Genomic DNA, 16,489 nt, shown 5'->3' with positions numbered 1-16,489 from the left:
ACAGTACCGCACGTATGGCTCGGTGGTGCAGACCGGCACCAACGCGCTGGGCGATCCGATCACCAGCAGCAACAAGATCCCGACCTTCACGGCTCGTGTCGACTACACGTGGTCGAGCGCGCTGGATATTGGCGGTTCGTTCAATATCGGCCGTCAGACACTGTCGGCCGCCACGCAGAACGTGAACGGCAACACGATTCCGGTGTATGGCGTGGGTGGCCAGGCGCCTAGCGCCTTTGGCACGTTCTTCTTCGGCGAAGCAGATCTGGCCTACACGCAGGCTGACGTCCAGTACAACGCCGAGATCGACTACGGTCAGCAGCAGAACGCCGCGTTCAACGGTGGCCAGGCGCAGTGGTACGGCCTCTCGCTGCTCGCGCACCGCAAGTTTACGCTGCCGGTGGTGGGCCGCATGGGCGCGACGGCACGGTATGACGTGCTGGTCGACAGCAAGAACGGCGGTGGCGGTGGTGGCGTCGCGTTGAACTCGAATGGCATGGACACGTCTGACGGCTTCGGCATTGGCGCCGACTGTCTCGCCAATTCGAAGGCGAACGGCGGCCTTGGCTTCGAGTGCAAGGGTGCGATCCACCAGGATGTGTCGCTCGACGTGCTGTTCTATCCGACCCAGCAGATCACGGTCAAGGTGGAATACCGCCACGACTGGGCCAACAAGCAGGTGTTCCTGAAGAACGACGGTTCGTACGGCAAGTCCAACGACATCCTCGCGACGCAGTTCATCTACTCGTTCTAATCCGTACCGCCTGAACGCGTGGCCCGGCTTTATCGCGGGCCGCGCAGCCAGGCCTCTTCTGCATGCTCTGCCTATGCTCCGATTCTCAAACCAGCCTCACGTCACCTCGTATTACGCAGCAACCGCGAATGACAGTACACGCCATCCCACGCTCGAAGAAACGCTCAATGTCGACGTCTGTGTGATCGGCGCGGGACTCACGGGCATCTCGGCGGCGTTGAATCTCGCCGAACGCGGTCACTCGGTCGCGGTGCTCGAAGCATCGAAAGTCGGATGGGCCGCGAGCGGCCGCAATGGCGGCCAGTTGATCGGCGGCTTTGCCTGCGATATCGATACATTCGCGAAGTTTATGCCCGCGGATGACGTGAAGCGTGTTTGGGACATGGGGCTCGAAACCCTCGATATTGTCAGGGAGCGCATCGCCAAGCATCAGATCGATTGCGACCTGACAATGGGTTATCTGACCGCGGCGAACAAGCCACGCGATACGGATGATCTGAAAAAATGGCGTGACGAGGCGCAACGCCGCTTCGGTTACGACCGCTACAGCTATGTCGATGCCGATGGCGTCGGCGAGTATGTTCAATCGCAACGCTACCTTGGCGGCCTGTTCGATGCGGACAGTGGCCATCTGCACCCGCTGAACTACACGCTCGGTCTGGCGCGCGCGGCACGCGCCGCCGGTGTACAGATTTTCGAGGACAGTTGCGTCACCGCCTTGCGCGAGGAAAACGGCCGGCATGTGGCCGAAACCGCGCGCGGCAAGGTGAGTGCGCAATTCGTCGTGCTCGCCTGCAATACCTATCTCGGCCAACTCGCGCCGGATGTCGCCAGCAAGATCATGCCGGTCGGCACCTACGTGATCGCCACCGAACCGCTCGACCCCGATCGCGCCGAAGCGCTGATGCCGGCGAAAGCGGCCGTGTGCGACAGCCGCTTCGTGCTGGACTATTTCCGGCCGGCACCCGACAACCGTCTGCTGTGGGGCGGCAAAGTCAGCTATTCGACGTTCGCGCCGCACAATCTCGGCGAGGCGATGCGCCGCGATATGCTGAAGACCTTCCCGCAACTCGACGATGTCAAAATCGACTATGCGTGGGGTGGTTTCGTCGACATTACGATGAATCGCGCGCCACATTTCGGCCGGCTATCGCCCACGGTCTATTTCGCGCAGGGTTTCTCCGGTCACGGCGTGAACACCACCGGTCTCGCAGGCAAACTGATCGCCGAAGCAATCGACGGCCAGGCATCGCGCTTCGATCTGTTCGGCAAGATTCGCCACCGCGATTTCCCGGGCGGCGCTACACTGCGTACCCCTGCCCTCGTGCTCGCGATGGCCTGGTATCGAATGAAGGACCTGCTTTGATGAATGCTCCGACTCCCGGCTTTAACACCCTCGACCTCCGCGCCGACGCGCTGATCGCCAACTCGTACTACGAAGCGAGCGCCACCCGTCCGCTTGCCGACGATCCGGTGCTCGGCGGCACCGTGGAAGCCGACGTCTGCGTGATCGGCGCGGGTTTCGCCGGTTTGTCGGTGGCGCTGGAATGCCGGGCGCGCGGCTTGTCGGTGGTCGTGCTCGACGCACATCGTCCGGGTTGGGGTGCGTCGGGCCGCAACGGCGGGCAGACGCTGGTGGGTTTCGCGAAAGACGAGATCATCGAACGTCAGCTCGGTCTCGACGGTGCGCGCGCTGCGTGGGCGATGTCGGTGGAAGGTGTCGCTTTGGTGCGCGAGCGTATTGAGCGCTACGGCATCGATTGCGATTTCACTTCCGGCTATCTGACGGTCGCGACCAAACCGAAGCGCGTGCCGGATTTGCGTTCGTGGATGGAGTCGGCCTCGCAACGCTGGGGTTATACGAAGCTCTCGTGGCTCGATACCGATGAAGTGCGTTCACGCGTCGCCTCGCGACGCTACCTGGCGGGCGTCTACGATCCGTTTTCCGGCCATCTGCATCCGCTCAAATATTGTCTTGGGCTCGCTGATGCAGCTCGTCGCGAAGGCGCCCAATTGTTCGCGCATTCGCCGGTGATCGAAGTCGTGCGCGGCGCACGCCCTTTTGTGCGGACCGCCGGCGGCGAAGTGCACTGCCGCTTCGTTGCCGCGTGTGGCAACGCCACCATCGGCGAGGTGTTACCCGCGCCAGTGGCTGCGCGTATCGCGCCGATCGCGTCGTACATCGTCGCCACGGAGCCGCTCGGCAAAGAACGTGCGGACGCCCTGATCAAAGGGCGCGAAGCGATTTGCGACAACAACTTCTTCCTCGATTACTTCCGTCTGTCGGCGGATCATCGCGTGCTGTTCGGTGGGCGCGCGAGTTCGACCGGCGCGTCGCCCGTGCAACTCGGCGAGGAGATTCGCAAGCGCATGATTGGCGTGTTCCCGCAACTCGACGACGTGCGAATCGACTATGCGTGGGGCGGTTTCGTCGACGTGACGCGAAATCGCGCGCCCGATTTTGGCTCGATCGATCCGAATTACTTCTATGTGCAAGGCTTTTCCGGCCACGGCGTGGCGTTGACCGGAATTGCCGGGCGCGTGATTGCAAAGGCCATGGCGGGTGAGACAGCGGCCTTCGATCTGTTCGCGCAGTTACGGCATGCGCGCTTTCCAGGTGGCCCCGCCTTGCGCGGGCCTGCGCTGGAACTCGGGATGATGTATCACCGGATACTTGAGTTGTTCTAGGCCGTGCTCGAGCGCCTCATCGCCGCTGCGCCCCCAACATCCGTGCCAACGCGCGCGCGAGTTCCTTGACGGCGGCGTCGGCCGTCGGGCGATGAAGCAGCGCGATATCCATGGATTCGATTGAAGGCAGCCCGCTTTTCGGTGTCAGCACGACGTGATCCGCCGTCACCGCGCGCGCGGGAAGAAGACTGATGCCGAGACCATCGGCAACGGCCGCCTGGATTCCGCTCAAACTAGAACTAATAAAGCTGAGCCGCCAACGGCGTCCGAGCCCTTCAATCGCATTGGTCATGTCGTCACGGTACAGCCCGCGCGGCGGAAATGCGACGAGGGGGATCGGATCGAGCTGGATCGAAGGACTTTTCGCACTGTCGATCCACCTCAATTGCTCCGGCCAGCACGCGACCGCCTCACGGCTGTTGCGCCGCTGCTTGACGAGGATCAGGTCGAGGTCGCCGCGATCGTAGCTATTGCCCAGGTCGCGGCTTAATCCGCTGGTGACTTCAAGCTTGACCTGCGGATGCTTGCGGTTAAACGCGGCGAGCATATGGGTGGTCGGTCCGCCGACGAAATCTTCCGGCACGCCCAGCCGGACAGTCAGCCCCACCGTCGCGCCCGACAGCGCCTCGATCATTTCATCATTGAGAGCAAGCATTCGGCGAGCATAGGCCAGCAAGGTTTCGCCGGCATCGGTCGGACTCACGTCGCGACTGCCTCGCTCGAGTAGCTTGTGCCCCGCCATGTCCTCCAGGCGCCGCACTTTCTGGCTCACGGTGGACTGCGTGGAATGAAGCCGGGCGGAAGCCGCGGTAAAGGTGCCGCAATCGGCCACCATAACAATGGCTTTCAGCAGATCCAGATCGAACAACGGTGTACGTGCTTTGGCGTTGTGTTTCATCGAATCAGTTGATCTTTGAATGCGGACGCTGACTTCTATCACGCATCAAGCAGGCTGGCAATCGCGCTCGAGCCTTGCGGACAACCCATCCCCGCTCCGCTCAAGTCATTCCAATGGTATTTGATTTTCCACTGACATGCATTTGAACATTTAACTTTTGAATGCAGGGCGAGATGGATAACATCCAGCGATGTCGATGCGTGGCCATTCAATAGCCGGCTACGCCGCTTGAAACATCAGACAAAAAAGAACTCGATTGTGGGCGAAACACGGCTCGGCATTGCCGCAGCGGCCCGCGTCAGAAGTTCTAACGAGACACGCAAGATACCTCAGGAGGAATTCCATGAAGCTTCGCTTTCTACTGGCGGCGCTGCCATTCATCGGCATCTACTCAGGCGGCTCACTCGCCGCCGTCAGGCCGCTTCTGTTCGGCCTGCCGTTCCTGCTCGTATGGAATCTGCTCTGGATGGCCGCAACCGCTGCCGTCCTCGCCATCATTTATTGTCTCGACAATCGCGATGAAGCGGCGCGCGCGAGCGGGCGCACGGGAGACGGACAATGAACGCCGCACTCGTCATCATCATCCTGTTTGCCCTCTTCGCGCTGGCAGTCGGCCTGCATGCGCGTCGCGGCAAGACGCTCAGTCTGGAACAATGGGCAGTTGGGGGCCGCGGCTTCGGATCGCTGCTTACCTTCCTGCTGATGGCAGGTGAGGCTTTCTCGACCTTCTCGTTTCTCGGCGCAAGCGGCTGGACCTACAGCAAAGGGGTACCGGCGTTCTACATTCTGTCGTACGGCTGTCTGGCGTACATGATCGGTTACTGGATGCTGCCGGCCATCTGGCGCTACGCGAAAGATCACGGCCTCGTGTCGTTCGCCGATTATTTCGCCTCGAAATACAACAGTCGCGCCATCGGCGTGCTGGTGTCGATCGTGGCAGTCTTCGCGATGGTATCCCTGCTGATCATCCAGTTACGCGGCCTGGGCATTATCGTCTCCGAGATGTCATATGGCCTGATCTCGCAGGAAACCGCCATCTGGATCAGCGCGACACTGATGGTCCTGTACATGAGCGTGTCAGGCATCCACGGTTCTGCCAACATCGCGATCTTCAAGGACGTGCTGATCCTCGGGCTCGCGATTTTTCTCGGCACCTATTTGCCGCTACACTACTTCGGCGGTTTTGGCGAAATGTTCGCGCGCATCGACGCCGTGCATCCGGAACTGCTGCGCATGCCGGAGCGTGGCTTCAATCTGAGCTGGTACAACTCGACGCTGCTGCTGACATCGCTTGGCTATTATCTGTACCCGCACGGCTTCACTGCCGTCTACGTGGCGCGCGACGCGTCGGCGTTGCGCAAGAACACCATGCTGATGCCGATTTACCAGGTGTTGATCGCGTTCCTGTTCCTCGTCGGTTTCGCCGCGGTGCTGACCGTGCATGGACTCGAGGGCGCACAAACGGATCTCGCGCTGCTGCGGCTCGTCAAACAGACGTTCCCGTCGTGGTTCGTCGGGATCGTCGGCGGCGCGGGTCTGCTTACCGCACTGGTGCCCGGCTCGCTGATCATGCTCAATGCGTCGACCATGATTGCACGCAACGTCTACCGGGAAGGCTTCGCACCGCAGGCAAGCGACCGGGAAGTCGCGCGCGTCGCGCGAATCGCGTTGCCGCTGTTCACGCTGGTCGTCGTTTATTTCGTACTGCATGGCGGCTCGAACTTCGTCGCCCTCGCGATCTTCTCGTCGAGCCTGCTGACGCAACTCGTACCCATGCTCGCTTCAAGTTTCCTGAAACGGCCGTTCGGTACGCGGGAAGCGGCATTCGGCGGCATCTTCGCGGGCGCTGTCGTGCTGGCGCTGGCGAACTGGCGCGGCATGACGCTGGCCTCCGTGTTCCCGGCCGCACCCATCGCCTTCACTTCCATTAACACGGGCCTCGTCGCGTTGTTCGCCAACGCCACGGTGTTCATCGCCATCAGCGCCGCGCAGCGCGCGTTGCAGACCCGTGTTACCACTTCCGTCGAATCGGCATGACTAATATGACTCGCTCCCTGCTCCTCTCCAATGTCCGGCTGGCTGATGGCCAACCGGTTTCCGTCGCCATCGCCGACGGTCGCATCGCGGCGCTCGGCGCGCACCTCGAAGCGCAACCTGGCGCGGCAGTTGAAGACGGCGGCGACGCATTGCTGCTGCCGGGTTTCGTCGAAGGACATACGCACATCGACAAAACCAACTGGGGCCAGGCGTGGTATCGCAACGAGGTTGGACCGGCATTGACCGACCGGATCAACAATGAGCGCGAATGGCGCAAAACGTCGGGGCACGACGCGGCCGCCCAGTCGCTCGCGCTGGCGCGGGCATTCTTGCAGGCAGGCACAACGCGCCTGCGCACCCATGTCGACGTCGATACCGATGCGCGGCTGCGTTACGTCGATGGTCTGCTCAGCACACGGCAGACACTGAGCGATGTGCTCGACATGCAGATCGTCGCGTTTCCCCAGTCCGGGATGCTGATCCGTCCCGGCACGGTCGAACTGCTCGGCAGCGCGCTCGCAGCAGGCGCCGACGTACTCGGCGCGCTCGATCCCGCCTTGATCGACGGCGATCCGGTCGCGTCGCTGAACGCGACCTTCGAGCTGGCGGAGCGTTACCGCAAGCCGATCGATATCCATCTGCACGAACCCGGCGAAGTCGGCGCATTCACGCTGAAACTGCTGCTCGATCGCGTCGAGGCGATGGGGATGCAGGGTCAGGTGGTCGTCAGCCACGCGTTCTGTCTCGGCGCGTTACCGGAACGTGAACGCGACGTGCTGCTCGAGCGGATCGCGCATCTGCGCGTGGCGCTTCTGACCAGCGCGCCGCCATCCCGCCCGGTTCCGCCGCTCAAGCTTTGCAAGGAAAAAGGCATCACGATCTTCGGCGGCAACGACGGCATTCGCGACACCTGGTCACCGTATGGCGTACCGGACATGCTCGAACGCGCGATGCTGATCGGCATGCGCTACGACTTGCGGCGCGACGACGACCTTGCGATGGCATTCGACTGTGTGAGCCATGCTGCCGCGCAAGGTTGCGGCTTCATCGACTATGGCCTGCACGTCGGCGCACGCGCGGATCTCGTGCTGGTCGATGCGCAATCCGTCGCGCACGCTATGGTTAGCCGGCCCAAACGCCGCCTGGTGGTGGCGAACGGACGCATTGTCGCGCGTAACGGCGAACTGGTCGATGCTGTGTAACGTCGTATGAAAACCTCACAAGAAAAGCCCGTATATGAACGATAAGCAACCGGTCGACATACTCATTCAGCACGGCTGCGTGATCACGCTCGATCCCGCACGCCGTGTTATCGAAGATGGTGCGGTGGCAATCAAGGGCGATCGCATTGTCGCCGTCGGCGAGACGCGCACGCTGGTTCAGCAATACCAGGCAGATCGCGTGATCGACGCCCGCCGCAAAGCGGTCCTGCCGGGTCTGATCGACGCCCATGCTCACGCCGGGCACGCGATGCTCAGAACGATTGGGGGTGCGAACGGCGATGCATGGTCGGCCGCGTGCGAGGCGATTTATACGCGCGCATCGGACGAAACGTTCTGGGAAATGGAATCGCATCTTGCGGCACTGGAGCGCCTCAAGGCAGGCGTGACGACCGGCGTATCGCTGCTCGGCGGCGGGGACTCGATCATGCGCGTCGACGACCCTGTCTATGCGCGACGCCACTGCGACGCGGTAGTCAAAACGGGCACCCGCTCGATCGTCGCGGTGGGTCCGTCGCGGCCACCCGAGCCGCGCGCCTACACCCGGCACGACGCGAGCGGCAGCGTGACGCGCGAGGTCGATTTCGCGCAGATGCTGGACGTGTGCAAGGACATCATCGACGCATGCCATGGCGACGCCGACGGCCGCATCCAGATTGCGCTGACGCTGCCCGTCTATGCACCGCAGCACTATCCCGGGCACGCGGCTCACGAAGCCGTGTTCCGGCGTGAAGCGAGGCACTACGCGGCGCTGGCTCACGAACGCGGTCTAAGCCTGACGCAGGATGGCCATCGCACCGGCACGCTGGATTTTGCGCATCGCGAGCTGGGACTGCTGAACGCGAAGTCGTTCATGTCGCACGCCATCGATCTGAACGCCGCGGACATTGCGGCATGCGTCGAAACAGGCGCCTCGATTGTGCATAACCCGAGCGCGATCATGTCGATTATCGGCCGATGTCCCGTGCCGGAACTCATCGATGCCGGCGTGACGGTGGCGATCGGCTCGGATGGCGCGGCGCCCGACCGGGGCTACGACATGTTCCGTCACATGTGGCAATGCATGCACTACCACCGCCGTCATTTTCGTGACCCGGACGTCCTGCCGCACGGCAAGGTACTCGAAATGGTCACGATCGACGCGGCCAAAGCGTTGTCGCTCGACCACGAACTCGGTTCGCTCGAAGTGGACAAGCTGGCCGACATCATTCTGATCGACTTGTACAAGCCGCACCTCATGCCGATGAATATGCCCGTCCATCGCGTCACCTGCTTCGCCAACGCCGGCGACGTATGCATGACAATGGTGGGTGGCAAAATTCTGATGGAAAACTATCGTGTGCTATCGGTCGACGAAGGCGACATTCTCGAACGCGTGACGGCGGCCGCGGATCGCGCGTTCGATCGCGCAGGTCTGCGTCATCTGCTGGAAACGCCGCCAACGCTGTGGCGGCGTAGCCATTATTGAAGCCGGAGCGGTTTTATCGCGGTGCGTTGAGCGTCAACTTCATATGCCGGTTGACGTCCTTGTACAGGAGGTAGCGGAAACGGTCTGGTCCGCCGGCATAGCAGGCCTGCGGGCAAAAGGCGCGCAACCACATGAAGTCACCGGCCTCGACTTCGACCCAGTCCTGGTTCAAGCGATAAACCGCTTTGCCTTCCAGTACATACAGGCCGTGTTCCATCACGTGAGTCTCGGCGAACGGAATCACGCCGCCAGGCTGGAACGTGACGATGTTGACGTGCATGTCGTGGCGCATATCGTTCATGTCGACGAAGCGCGTCGTCACCCAGCGGCCGTCGGTGCCGGGCATGGGGATCGGTTCGATGTCCTGCTCGTTCGTCACGAAGGCCTCTGGCAGCGGCAAGCCATCAACGCGCTCATAGTGCTTGCGAATCCAGTGGAAACGGGCGGTGTCGCCGCTGCGATTGCGCAACGACCAGTCCGTGCCGGGTGGAATAAACGCGTAGCCACCGGGCTTCAGAACATGCGCGGCGCCGCGCAGCGTGACTTCGATTTCACCCTCGACAACAAACAGCACGCCTTCGGCCTTCTCGTCCTGTTCGGGATGCTCGCTGCCGCCGCCGGCGCCGACTTCCATGATGTACTGCGCAAACGTCTCGGCAAATCCGGACAACGGGCGCGCCAGTACCCACAGGCGGGTCTTCTCCCAGAACGGCAGATGGCTGGTGACGATATCCCGCATCACGCCTTTGGGAATGACCGCATACGCTTCCGTAAACATGGCGCGGTCTGTCAGCAGTTCGGTCTGGGCCGGATGGCCGCCGTGAGGTGCATAGTAAGTGCTCCGTGACATTCGCCACTCTCCTTGATAATTCACGTTGATGTTCCGACGCCGGCAAGCCATGTATCGGTTTCCTGCCTGACGATGACTTCAGCCGGTGATGCCTTGTCGGGGCGTCATAACCTTGAACTGCAAACGGGACACATCGCCCCAGAATTGCCCGCTTCGGACAATGGCCCGATCAGCCGGTACGGCGGCAACGGCGGCAGCCGCGTTCGGCGCTTTCACCACGACGAAGCTCGCTTCATTGCCGACCTTCAACCCGTAGTCACTTTTCCCCAGCACGCCAGCGCCCGCGTCTGTCGCCATGTGGAGCGCAACGCGCAGTTCTTCATCCGTATAGAAACCGGAGCGGTAACCGACCAGCATGGCCCGTTGCAACATGTCGCCATTGCCATACGGCCACCACGCGTCCTGAATGTTGTCGTTACCCGTGAACACATGCACACCAGCCGCGCGTAGTTGCAGAATGGGCGGGAACGCGCGGTCGCCCGGCGCATTCGTCATGATCGATACGCCCGCTTCCGCGAGTGCGAGGGCAATCCGGTCGACCACCTCGGGCGCAACGTCGCCGAGACCGTAAGCATGACTCACCGAGACCCGGCCGTTCAGCCCCAACGCCCGGGTGCGCGCGGCAATGCGATGCAGTTGATCGATACCTTGCTGGTCCGGCTCATGGAGATGAATATCGACTTTCACGCCGCGCTTTTCAGCAATGCCAAAGACAATATCGAGCTGCCCTTCGGCGTCACCATCCAGCGTTGTCGGATCGATCCCGCCCACGACCTGCGCGCCTTCACGGGCCGCAGCATCGAGAATCTCCGCCGTGCCGGGACACGACACGACGCCCGCCTGCGGGAACGCGACAAGTTCGATATCCACGACGCCGCGCCATTTCTCGCGCGCTTCCATGACGGCATGCAGGTTGGTCAGACCCGTCGTCGCGTCGACGTCGACGTGACTGCGCATTGCCATAGTGCCGAACGAAGCGGCCTGACGGATCAACGCATCGGCGCGCTCGACGATAGGCGCGGCGTGCGCCAGTTCCTGCTTTTCAATAGCAAGACGCTCACGCAGACTCGCGACATGACGATGCGGACGCCAGCCATCGCCCACGAAGCTTTTATCGAGGTGAATATGTCCATCGACAAATCCGGGCAACACCAGGTGCCCTTCCAGATCGACGATCTCCGCGCCGCCGGTCTGAGGATGCGCCGGACCGATGCCGGCAAAACGGCCCTCACGTACGGCGAGATTGAGCGGATTGCCGTCGGCATCTACGGCATTGACGAATACGCGGTCGAACATGGTTCTGCCTCTGCAAATCAGGACTCGAGGACTCCTCCAGCGCGCCCTGATCGGATAGCGTTCGTCGCGCTGCAATGGCCCTGTGTGGAATAGGTCACTGCACCATATCGGACAACGGCAGTATCGACAAATTAAATGTTGCGATGATTCATATTCATTATCTAAATAGATATCAATCGGAATGCCGCGCGCGGAGTTTGTCCCGCGCGCCGGTTGTAGCGCACCCGCCAGATGTGGCGCTTACTTCGTGGTTGCCCCTGCGTCCAGATACTTATGCGTGAGCCGCTCGATCGTACCGTTCTGCCTGAGTTGGGCAATGGCTGCGTCGAGCATCTGCAGCGTGTGTGCGTCGGTTTTGCGCACGCCGATCACACTGCTTGCAGAGAGCATCGCCGGATCGACGATCTGCGCGCCGGCCAGTTCGAAGTTCCTGCCCTCGGGCTTTGCGAGGAAGCCCAGTTGGGCGGCGGCGCCGACCACCAGCGTACCGTCGAGCCGTCCGTTCAGGAGGTCGGCGTAGACGCTGTTCTGATCCTGATACTCGACGACCGACACACCGTGCGCGGCCCAGTTCTGCTTCGCGAATGCCGCCTGCGTCGAGCCTTGCAGCACACCGACACGCTTGCCGGCGAGCGACGCCGCAGTGGGCTGCAAATGAGCGGCCTTCGCGGCGACGAGGCGAATGTCCGCGGGATACAGCGGCGTCGTGAAATCCATCACCGCGCGGCGCGAGGCCGTGGCGGCGAGCGACGCATTGATCGCATCGAACTTGCGCGATTGCAGTCCGGCGATCAAGCCGTCGAAACTCCCCTCAACCCATTCGCATTTCACATGAGCGGCGGCGCACAGGCTATTGCCGATTTCGATGTCGAGCCCGACGAGCTGGCCGCTCGGCAATTTGTATTCGTACGGCGGATAAGTCGGATCGGTGCCGAAGCGCAAGGTTTCGGCCTGCGCGGAGTGTGCCACGACGAGAGCAAGGGCGGCGGCTGCGAGCGCCGGCAGCAAACGCTGCTTCATAGGTATCTCCTGACTGGATTAATTGGCTGTACTTTGGGTGCGAAAAACCGGGCTACGCGTCGAGGCGCGCGAGCGCCAGCGTCACGAAGAAACGCACACCGAGCGGCAACACGGCGTCGTTGAAGTCGAACTCGGGGTGGTGGCAATAGACACCGCCCTGGCCGAGCAGCACGTACGCGCCGGGGCGACGCAGCAGGAATTCGGAGAAGTCCTCGGAGCCGTTGAGCGGCGGGAAATCGCGCAATACATTCTCCGCGCCAAACACCTCGGCCGCCGCGGCTGCCGCTGCTTCGGCCTGCTCACGATGGTTGACCGTCGCGGGCGAGCTGCCGTAGAACGTCACCGCGATTTCGCATTCTGTCGCGAGTGCGACGCCCGCGCAGATCGACTCGATGCGCGCCTTCATCCGTTCGCGTACGCTTTCGTCGAACGTGCGCACGGTACCCGTCATCTGCGCATGCGAAGGAATCACGTTCGACGTGGTGCCCGCATGAATGCTGCCGATGCTGAGCACAGCGGCCGAAGCGGGATCGATCGCGCGGCTCACCACCGTCTGCAGCGCGCAAATGAGTTGCGCCGAAGCCGCAATCGGGTCGCGGGTCTTTTCAGGCGACGAGCCATGGCCACCCACGCCGGTCACGTCGATCCGCATCTCGTCGCACGACGCCAGCATGGCGCCGTCACGCACGCCGAAGGTGCCCGGCGCAAAATGCGGCGCATTGTGCATGCCGTAGATTTCGTCGAACGGAAAGCGGGTTTCGAGCCCGTCGGCCAGCATGGCCAGTGCGCCACCGCCGGTTTCCTCGGCGGGCTGGAAGATCAGCACGAGCGTCCCCGCGAAATCGCGATGACAGCTGAAATGGCGCGCCGTGCCGAGCAGCATCGCGGTGTGGCCGTCATGGCCGCAACCGTGAAAGACCCCTTGTCGCAACGAGCGGTGCAACGGGCGGCCCTCTTCTTCCATCGGCAGCGCGTCCATATCGGCACGTAACGCGATGGTGCGCCCCATGCCAGACACCGTGCGCGTGCCACGAATGACGCCGACCACGCCGGTTTTGCCCACGCCCGTGTATGTTTCGATGTCCCAGGCGCGCAATTTCGCGGCGACGAGTTCACTTGTGCGCGTCTCGTCGAATGCCGTCTCCGGATTGGCGTGAATGTCTCGCCGCAACGCAACGAGTTCGTCGATGTCCGCATCGATGACGTTCAGTCCCACTTTCCCTCCTTGTCTTGAGTACTCCCCGCCGCGCGCCTCCTGGACCGCAGCGGAGTGGCTATACTAGCCAGCCCCGCGACTGGTCAATTTCCAGTTTTTTATGTACATAGCCAACGCTTATGGGCCGCGGAAACCATGAAAACCACTCAACTACGCACCCTTGTGGCGATTGCCGAGCACGGCACGCTGATGGCCGCCGCTGAAGCGCTGTGCCTGTCGCAGCCGGCCGTCACCAAGAGCATCAAGGAGCTGGAGGCACGCCTCGGCGTCCAGTTGCTGTTGCGCAGCGGCTCGGGCATTCGCCTGACCCCGTATGGCGAAGCGCTGCTCAGGCGTGCGCGAAACGTCGTGACTGAGATCGCGCGCGCGGAGCAGGAACTGGAGGAGATGAAGTCGTCGGTTGGGCGGACACTCGAGATCGGCGTATCGCTGCTCGCCGCGTCGATCGTCGTACCGGAAGCGATTCACGCATTCCGGGCACGGTTTCCCGATGTGCAGCTCGACGTACACGAGTACCAGACCATGCGGCTCATCGACGGCCTGCGCGACGGCTCGTTCGACATGTGCATCGGCTTTACCGGTGAAGGAGACCCGAGCAACGAATTCCGCGTGACATCGCTCGGCAAGGTATCGCAATCGCTGGCGGTCAAGCGCGGCGATCCGCTGGCGGGTGAGACAAAGCTTGCGCGTTTGCGCGAAGCGCATTGGCTCTACAACTACACGCGCAAGAGCGTGCCCGCATTCTGGGCCGCGCTGACCGCACGCGCAGGCGACACCCGCGGAACGATTTCCCCGCCCTCACGCATCACGGTCTGCACCGCGCGGCGACTCTATGCCGAACTCGCGAGCGAAAGAGGCGTGGTGAGCGTCTGGCCGGACTTCCAGTTGAATGAGGAAATCGAGCGCGGCACGCTGGAGCGCTTGACGCTCGATATCACGCTGCCGCGCCTTGCGCTCAGCCTGATTCATCGCAGGGATGGCGTGCTGGGCGATGCGGCGGAATATTTCATCGATTGCCTGAAGGGCAACGCGCTACCCGACTGAATGCGCGACGTGGCGTAAAACTGAACTCGACCACGCCGTACCGCTTTGGAACACCACAGGCAGTCGGCTTGAACGCGGCTCCCGAACAGCGACGCGCACTCCCCACCCTGCAAACTGCCCGCCCGAAGCGGCTGCCATCCTGGCGTTTACCCGAAAAACGCATTTTGCCGACTATTTATCGATAAATTCTCGTGTTAGATTTCGTCGCCTGCGCAGTGTTGCAACCTGGCGCAACCTGTTGCGCCGCAGGTGCAACCTACATTCGCCAGGCATCTGGAACACCGCGCACAGCGATAAAACAACGATATTGCAGCGACACAGGAGAACAGCATGTGGGTCTTGATTGGCGTGCCGATCGTCGTACTCGGCTTCGCATTGCGCTTCAATGCGCTACTGGTGGTGACGATCGCGGGAATCGCCACCGGCATCGCCGGGGGCTTGCAACCGGTGGAGATCGTCAGCGCATTCGGCAAGGCATTCGCCGATAACCGCTACATGGGCCTGATCTGGCTCACGTTGCCCGTGATTGCGCTGCTCGAACGCAACGGCCTGAAAGAACAGGCCAAGCATCTGATTTCGCGCCTGCACGCCGCCACCACCGGCCGCGTGCTGATGCTCTATTTCGTGATCCGCCAGCTCACGGCGGCGCTTGGACTCACCTCGCTCGGCGGCCATGCGCAGATGGTGCGCCCGCTGATCGCGCCGATGGCCGAGGCCGCCGCCGCGAACCGCTACGGCGAATTACCCGATGCGGTGCGTCAGCAGATTCGCGCGAATGCGTCGGCGGTGGACAACATTGCCGTGTTCTTCGGCGAGGACATTTTCATTGCGATCCAGTCGATCCTGCTGATCAAGGGCTTTCTCGAACAGAACGGCATCATCGTCGAGCCGCTGCACGTTTCCGTGTGGGCGATCCCCACTGCGGTGGCGGCACTCGTGATTCACGTTGTGCGGCTGATGCTGCTCGATCGCAATCTCTCGCACAAGATGAATAAGCTAGGTATGACACAGGTGGCGCAGGGACAGAAACAAGGTATCGCACCATGATGATCAAGCTCGAATCCCTCTACGTGCTGGCCGGTTTGATGTTTGCCGCGTTCGCGCTCTTCAACCTGCAAGACCGCTCGAATCCACGCCGCGTCGTCAACTTTCTGTTCTGGGGCATCTACGCGATCACCTTCATGTTCGGCGCGGAACTGCCGCATTTCGTGACCGGCTGCCTCGCTATTGCGCTCGCCCTGATCGCCGGTTCCGGCAAGCTTGGCAAAGGCAGGACGGACAACAATAGCGAAGCCGCCGCCACGCGCCGCGAAACCAACGCACAGCGCTTCGGCAATAAGCTTTTCATCCCGGCGCTGCTGATTCCGGTCATCACCTTGCTCGGCACCTTGACGCTGAAATACGTACCGTTCGTTGAACCAAAGAACGTCACGCTAATTTCGCTGGTGTTGGGCACGCTGGTCGCTTTTGGCGCCGCGCTATTCATGTTGCGCGACTCGCCTGTGCACGCGCTGAAAGACGCGCGCCACACCATGGATACGGTGGGTTGGGCCGCCATTCTGCCGCAGATGCTGGCCGCCCTCGGCGCGCTGTTTGCGATTGCCGGTGTGGGCCACGTGGTGTCGGATCTCGTGAAAACCTGGATTCCCGTCGACTCCGCTTTCGCGGTGGTCGCGGCTTATACATTCGGCATGGCGATCTTCACGATGATCATGGGGAATGCGTTCGCGGCTTTTCCGGTGATGACGGCCGGCATCGGCCTGCCATTGATCGTGCATCAATTCCATGGCAACCCGGCCATTCTCGGCGCGATCGGCATGCTGTGCGGCTTCTGCGGCACCTTGATGACTCCAATGGCGGCCAACTTCAATATCGTGCCGGCCGCGCTGCTCGAACTGAAAGACCAGAATGGCGTGATCAAGGCGCAGTGGCCAACTGCTTTACTATTGCTGATCGTCAATACCATACTGTTGTACTTATTTGTATTCCGCTTTTGAG

The 16,489-nt window shown here is 61.9% G+C and carries 15 protein-coding genes; 10 read left to right on the top strand and 5 right to left on the bottom strand.

Annotated elements, in window-relative coordinates:
• From PQR67_RS16005 to PQR67_RS15995, 3 genes are all read left to right on the top strand, one after another.
• Positions 1–754, top strand: a 754-nt coding sequence (locus tag PQR67_RS16005; RefSeq protein ID WP_408460815.1) for a DUF3138 family protein, incomplete at its 5' end; no start/stop codon positions are given.
• A 73-nt stretch (positions 755–827) separates the two neighbouring features.
• Complete coding sequence (locus tag PQR67_RS16000; RefSeq protein WP_408460813.1) at positions 828–2,120, top strand: NAD(P)/FAD-dependent oxidoreductase; 1,293 nt, start codon at positions 828–830, stop codon at positions 2,118–2,120.
• Positions 2,120–3,442 (top strand): NAD(P)/FAD-dependent oxidoreductase, encoded by a 1,323-nt coding sequence (locus PQR67_RS15995; RefSeq protein ID WP_408460810.1) that lies wholly within the window; start codon positions 2,120–2,122, stop codon positions 3,440–3,442. The genes PQR67_RS16000 and PQR67_RS15995 overlap by 1 nt, the downstream gene beginning before the upstream one ends.
• A 16-nt stretch (positions 3,443–3,458) precedes the next feature.
• On the opposite strand, the gene PQR67_RS15990 is transcribed toward PQR67_RS15995, so the two are convergent.
• Positions 3,459–4,340, bottom strand: coding sequence for a LysR family transcriptional regulator (locus PQR67_RS15990; protein ID WP_408460807.1), 882 nt, complete (start codon positions 4,338–4,340; stop codon positions 3,459–3,461).
• Between the two features lie 343 nt (positions 4,341–4,683).
• On the opposite strand from PQR67_RS15990, the gene PQR67_RS15985 reads away from it, so the two are divergent.
• Genes PQR67_RS15985 through PQR67_RS15970 form a run of 4 tightly spaced genes read left to right on the top strand, consistent with a single transcriptional unit; the run spans position 4,684 to position 9,065 of the window.
• A complete protein-coding gene (locus PQR67_RS15985; protein ID WP_408460805.1) occupies positions 4,684–4,902 on the top strand; it encodes a DUF3311 domain-containing protein in 219 nt (72 codons plus the stop codon).
• Positions 4,899–6,377 (top strand): sodium:solute symporter family protein, encoded by a 1,479-nt coding sequence (locus PQR67_RS15980; protein WP_408460802.1) that lies wholly within the window; start codon positions 4,899–4,901, stop codon positions 6,375–6,377. Before PQR67_RS15985 ends, PQR67_RS15980 begins: the two co-directional genes overlap by 4 nt.
• Positions 6,378–6,382: 5 nt before the next feature.
• A complete protein-coding gene (locus PQR67_RS15975; RefSeq protein ID WP_408460849.1) occupies positions 6,383–7,579 on the top strand; it encodes an amidohydrolase family protein in 1,197 nt (398 codons plus the stop codon).
• A gap of 34 nt (positions 7,580–7,613) precedes the next feature.
• Positions 7,614–9,065 carry an amidohydrolase family protein gene (locus tag PQR67_RS15970; RefSeq protein ID WP_408460799.1) on the top strand — a complete coding sequence of 484 codons (1,452 nt, stop codon included), beginning with the start codon at positions 7,614–7,616 and terminating at the stop codon, positions 9,063–9,065.
• Positions 9,066–9,078: 13 nt separating this feature from the next.
• Here PQR67_RS15970 and PQR67_RS15965 read toward each other — a convergent pair whose 3' ends face one another.
• The 4 genes from PQR67_RS15965 to PQR67_RS15950 form a co-directional block, all read right to left on the bottom strand.
• Positions 9,079–9,915 (bottom strand): bifunctional allantoicase/(S)-ureidoglycine aminohydrolase, encoded by an 837-nt coding sequence (locus tag PQR67_RS15965; protein ID WP_408460796.1) that lies wholly within the window; start codon positions 9,913–9,915, stop codon positions 9,079–9,081.
• 78 nt (positions 9,916–9,993) lie between these two features.
• A complete protein-coding gene (locus PQR67_RS15960) occupies positions 9,994–11,211 on the bottom strand; it encodes an amidohydrolase family protein (protein ID WP_408460793.1) in 1,218 nt (405 codons plus the stop codon).
• Between the two features lie 240 nt (positions 11,212–11,451).
• Positions 11,452–12,231, bottom strand: a complete 780-nt coding sequence (locus PQR67_RS15955; RefSeq protein ID WP_408460790.1) for a transporter substrate-binding domain-containing protein — start codon at positions 12,229–12,231, stop codon at positions 11,452–11,454.
• 52 nt (positions 12,232–12,283) lie between these two features.
• Positions 12,284–13,447 carry an amidohydrolase gene (locus PQR67_RS15950; protein ID WP_408460787.1) on the bottom strand — a complete coding sequence of 388 codons (1,164 nt, stop codon included), beginning with the start codon at positions 13,445–13,447 and terminating at the stop codon, positions 12,284–12,286.
• A gap of 135 nt (positions 13,448–13,582) precedes the next feature.
• Here PQR67_RS15950 and PQR67_RS15945 point away from each other — a divergent pair, with 135 nt between their 5' ends.
• The 3 genes from PQR67_RS15945 (at position 13,583) to PQR67_RS15935 (ending at position 16,488) form a co-directional block, all read left to right on the top strand.
• On the top strand, positions 13,583–14,491 hold the full coding sequence (locus tag PQR67_RS15945; RefSeq protein ID WP_408460784.1) for a LysR family transcriptional regulator: 909 nt from the start codon (positions 13,583–13,585) through the stop codon (positions 14,489–14,491).
• 330 nt (positions 14,492–14,821) lie between these two features.
• The gene (locus tag PQR67_RS15940; protein WP_408460781.1) at positions 14,822–15,538 is read left to right on the top strand and encodes a DUF969 domain-containing protein; all 717 of its coding nucleotides are present in this window, start codon (positions 14,822–14,824) and stop codon (positions 15,536–15,538) included.
• On the top strand, positions 15,538–16,488 hold the full coding sequence (locus tag PQR67_RS15935; protein ID WP_408460847.1) for a DUF979 domain-containing protein: 951 nt from the start codon (positions 15,538–15,540) through the stop codon (positions 16,486–16,488). Before PQR67_RS15940 ends, PQR67_RS15935 begins: the two co-directional genes overlap by 1 nt.
• Position 16,489: the final 1 nt, after the last annotated feature.

The organism is Paraburkholderia fungorum (assembly GCF_046026025.1).
Taxonomy (GTDB): Bacteria; Pseudomonadota; Gammaproteobacteria; order Burkholderiales; family Burkholderiaceae; genus Paraburkholderia; species Paraburkholderia fungorum_E.
Note: the sequence above shows the minus strand (reverse complement) of the source record. Positions and strands in the feature narration are given on the sequence as shown.

Bases quoted from the DNA above. Each gene is read 5' to 3' on its own strand.
- PQR67_RS16000 (WP_408460813.1), top strand. From the start codon at position 828: ATGCTCCGATTCTCAAACCAGCCTCACGTCACCTCGTATTACGCAGCA.
- PQR67_RS15995 (WP_408460810.1), top strand. From the start codon at position 2,120: ATGAATGCTCCGACTCCCGGCTTTAACACCCTCGACCTCCGCGCCGAC.
- PQR67_RS15990 (WP_408460807.1), bottom strand. From the start codon at position 4,340: ATGAAACACAACGCCAAAGCACGTACACCGTTGTTCGATCTGGATCTG.
- PQR67_RS15985 (WP_408460805.1), top strand. From the start codon at position 4,684: ATGAAGCTTCGCTTTCTACTGGCGGCGCTGCCATTCATCGGCATCTAC.
- PQR67_RS15980 (WP_408460802.1), top strand. From the start codon at position 4,899: ATGAACGCCGCACTCGTCATCATCATCCTGTTTGCCCTCTTCGCGCTG.
- PQR67_RS15975 (WP_408460849.1), top strand. From the start codon at position 6,383: ATGACTCGCTCCCTGCTCCTCTCCAATGTCCGGCTGGCTGATGGCCAA.
- PQR67_RS15970 (WP_408460799.1), top strand. From the start codon at position 7,614: ATGAACGATAAGCAACCGGTCGACATACTCATTCAGCACGGCTGCGTG.
- PQR67_RS15965 (WP_408460796.1), bottom strand. From the start codon at position 9,915: ATGTCACGGAGCACTTACTATGCACCTCACGGCGGCCATCCGGCCCAG.
- PQR67_RS15960 (WP_408460793.1), bottom strand. From the start codon at position 11,211: ATGTTCGACCGCGTATTCGTCAATGCCGTAGATGCCGACGGCAATCCG.
- PQR67_RS15955 (WP_408460790.1), bottom strand. From the start codon at position 12,231: ATGAAGCAGCGTTTGCTGCCGGCGCTCGCAGCCGCCGCCCTTGCTCTC.
- PQR67_RS15945 (WP_408460784.1), top strand. From the start codon at position 13,583: ATGAAAACCACTCAACTACGCACCCTTGTGGCGATTGCCGAGCACGGC.
- PQR67_RS15940 (WP_408460781.1), top strand. From the start codon at position 14,822: ATGTGGGTCTTGATTGGCGTGCCGATCGTCGTACTCGGCTTCGCATTG.
- PQR67_RS15935 (WP_408460847.1), top strand. From the start codon at position 15,538: ATGATCAAGCTCGAATCCCTCTACGTGCTGGCCGGTTTGATGTTTGCC.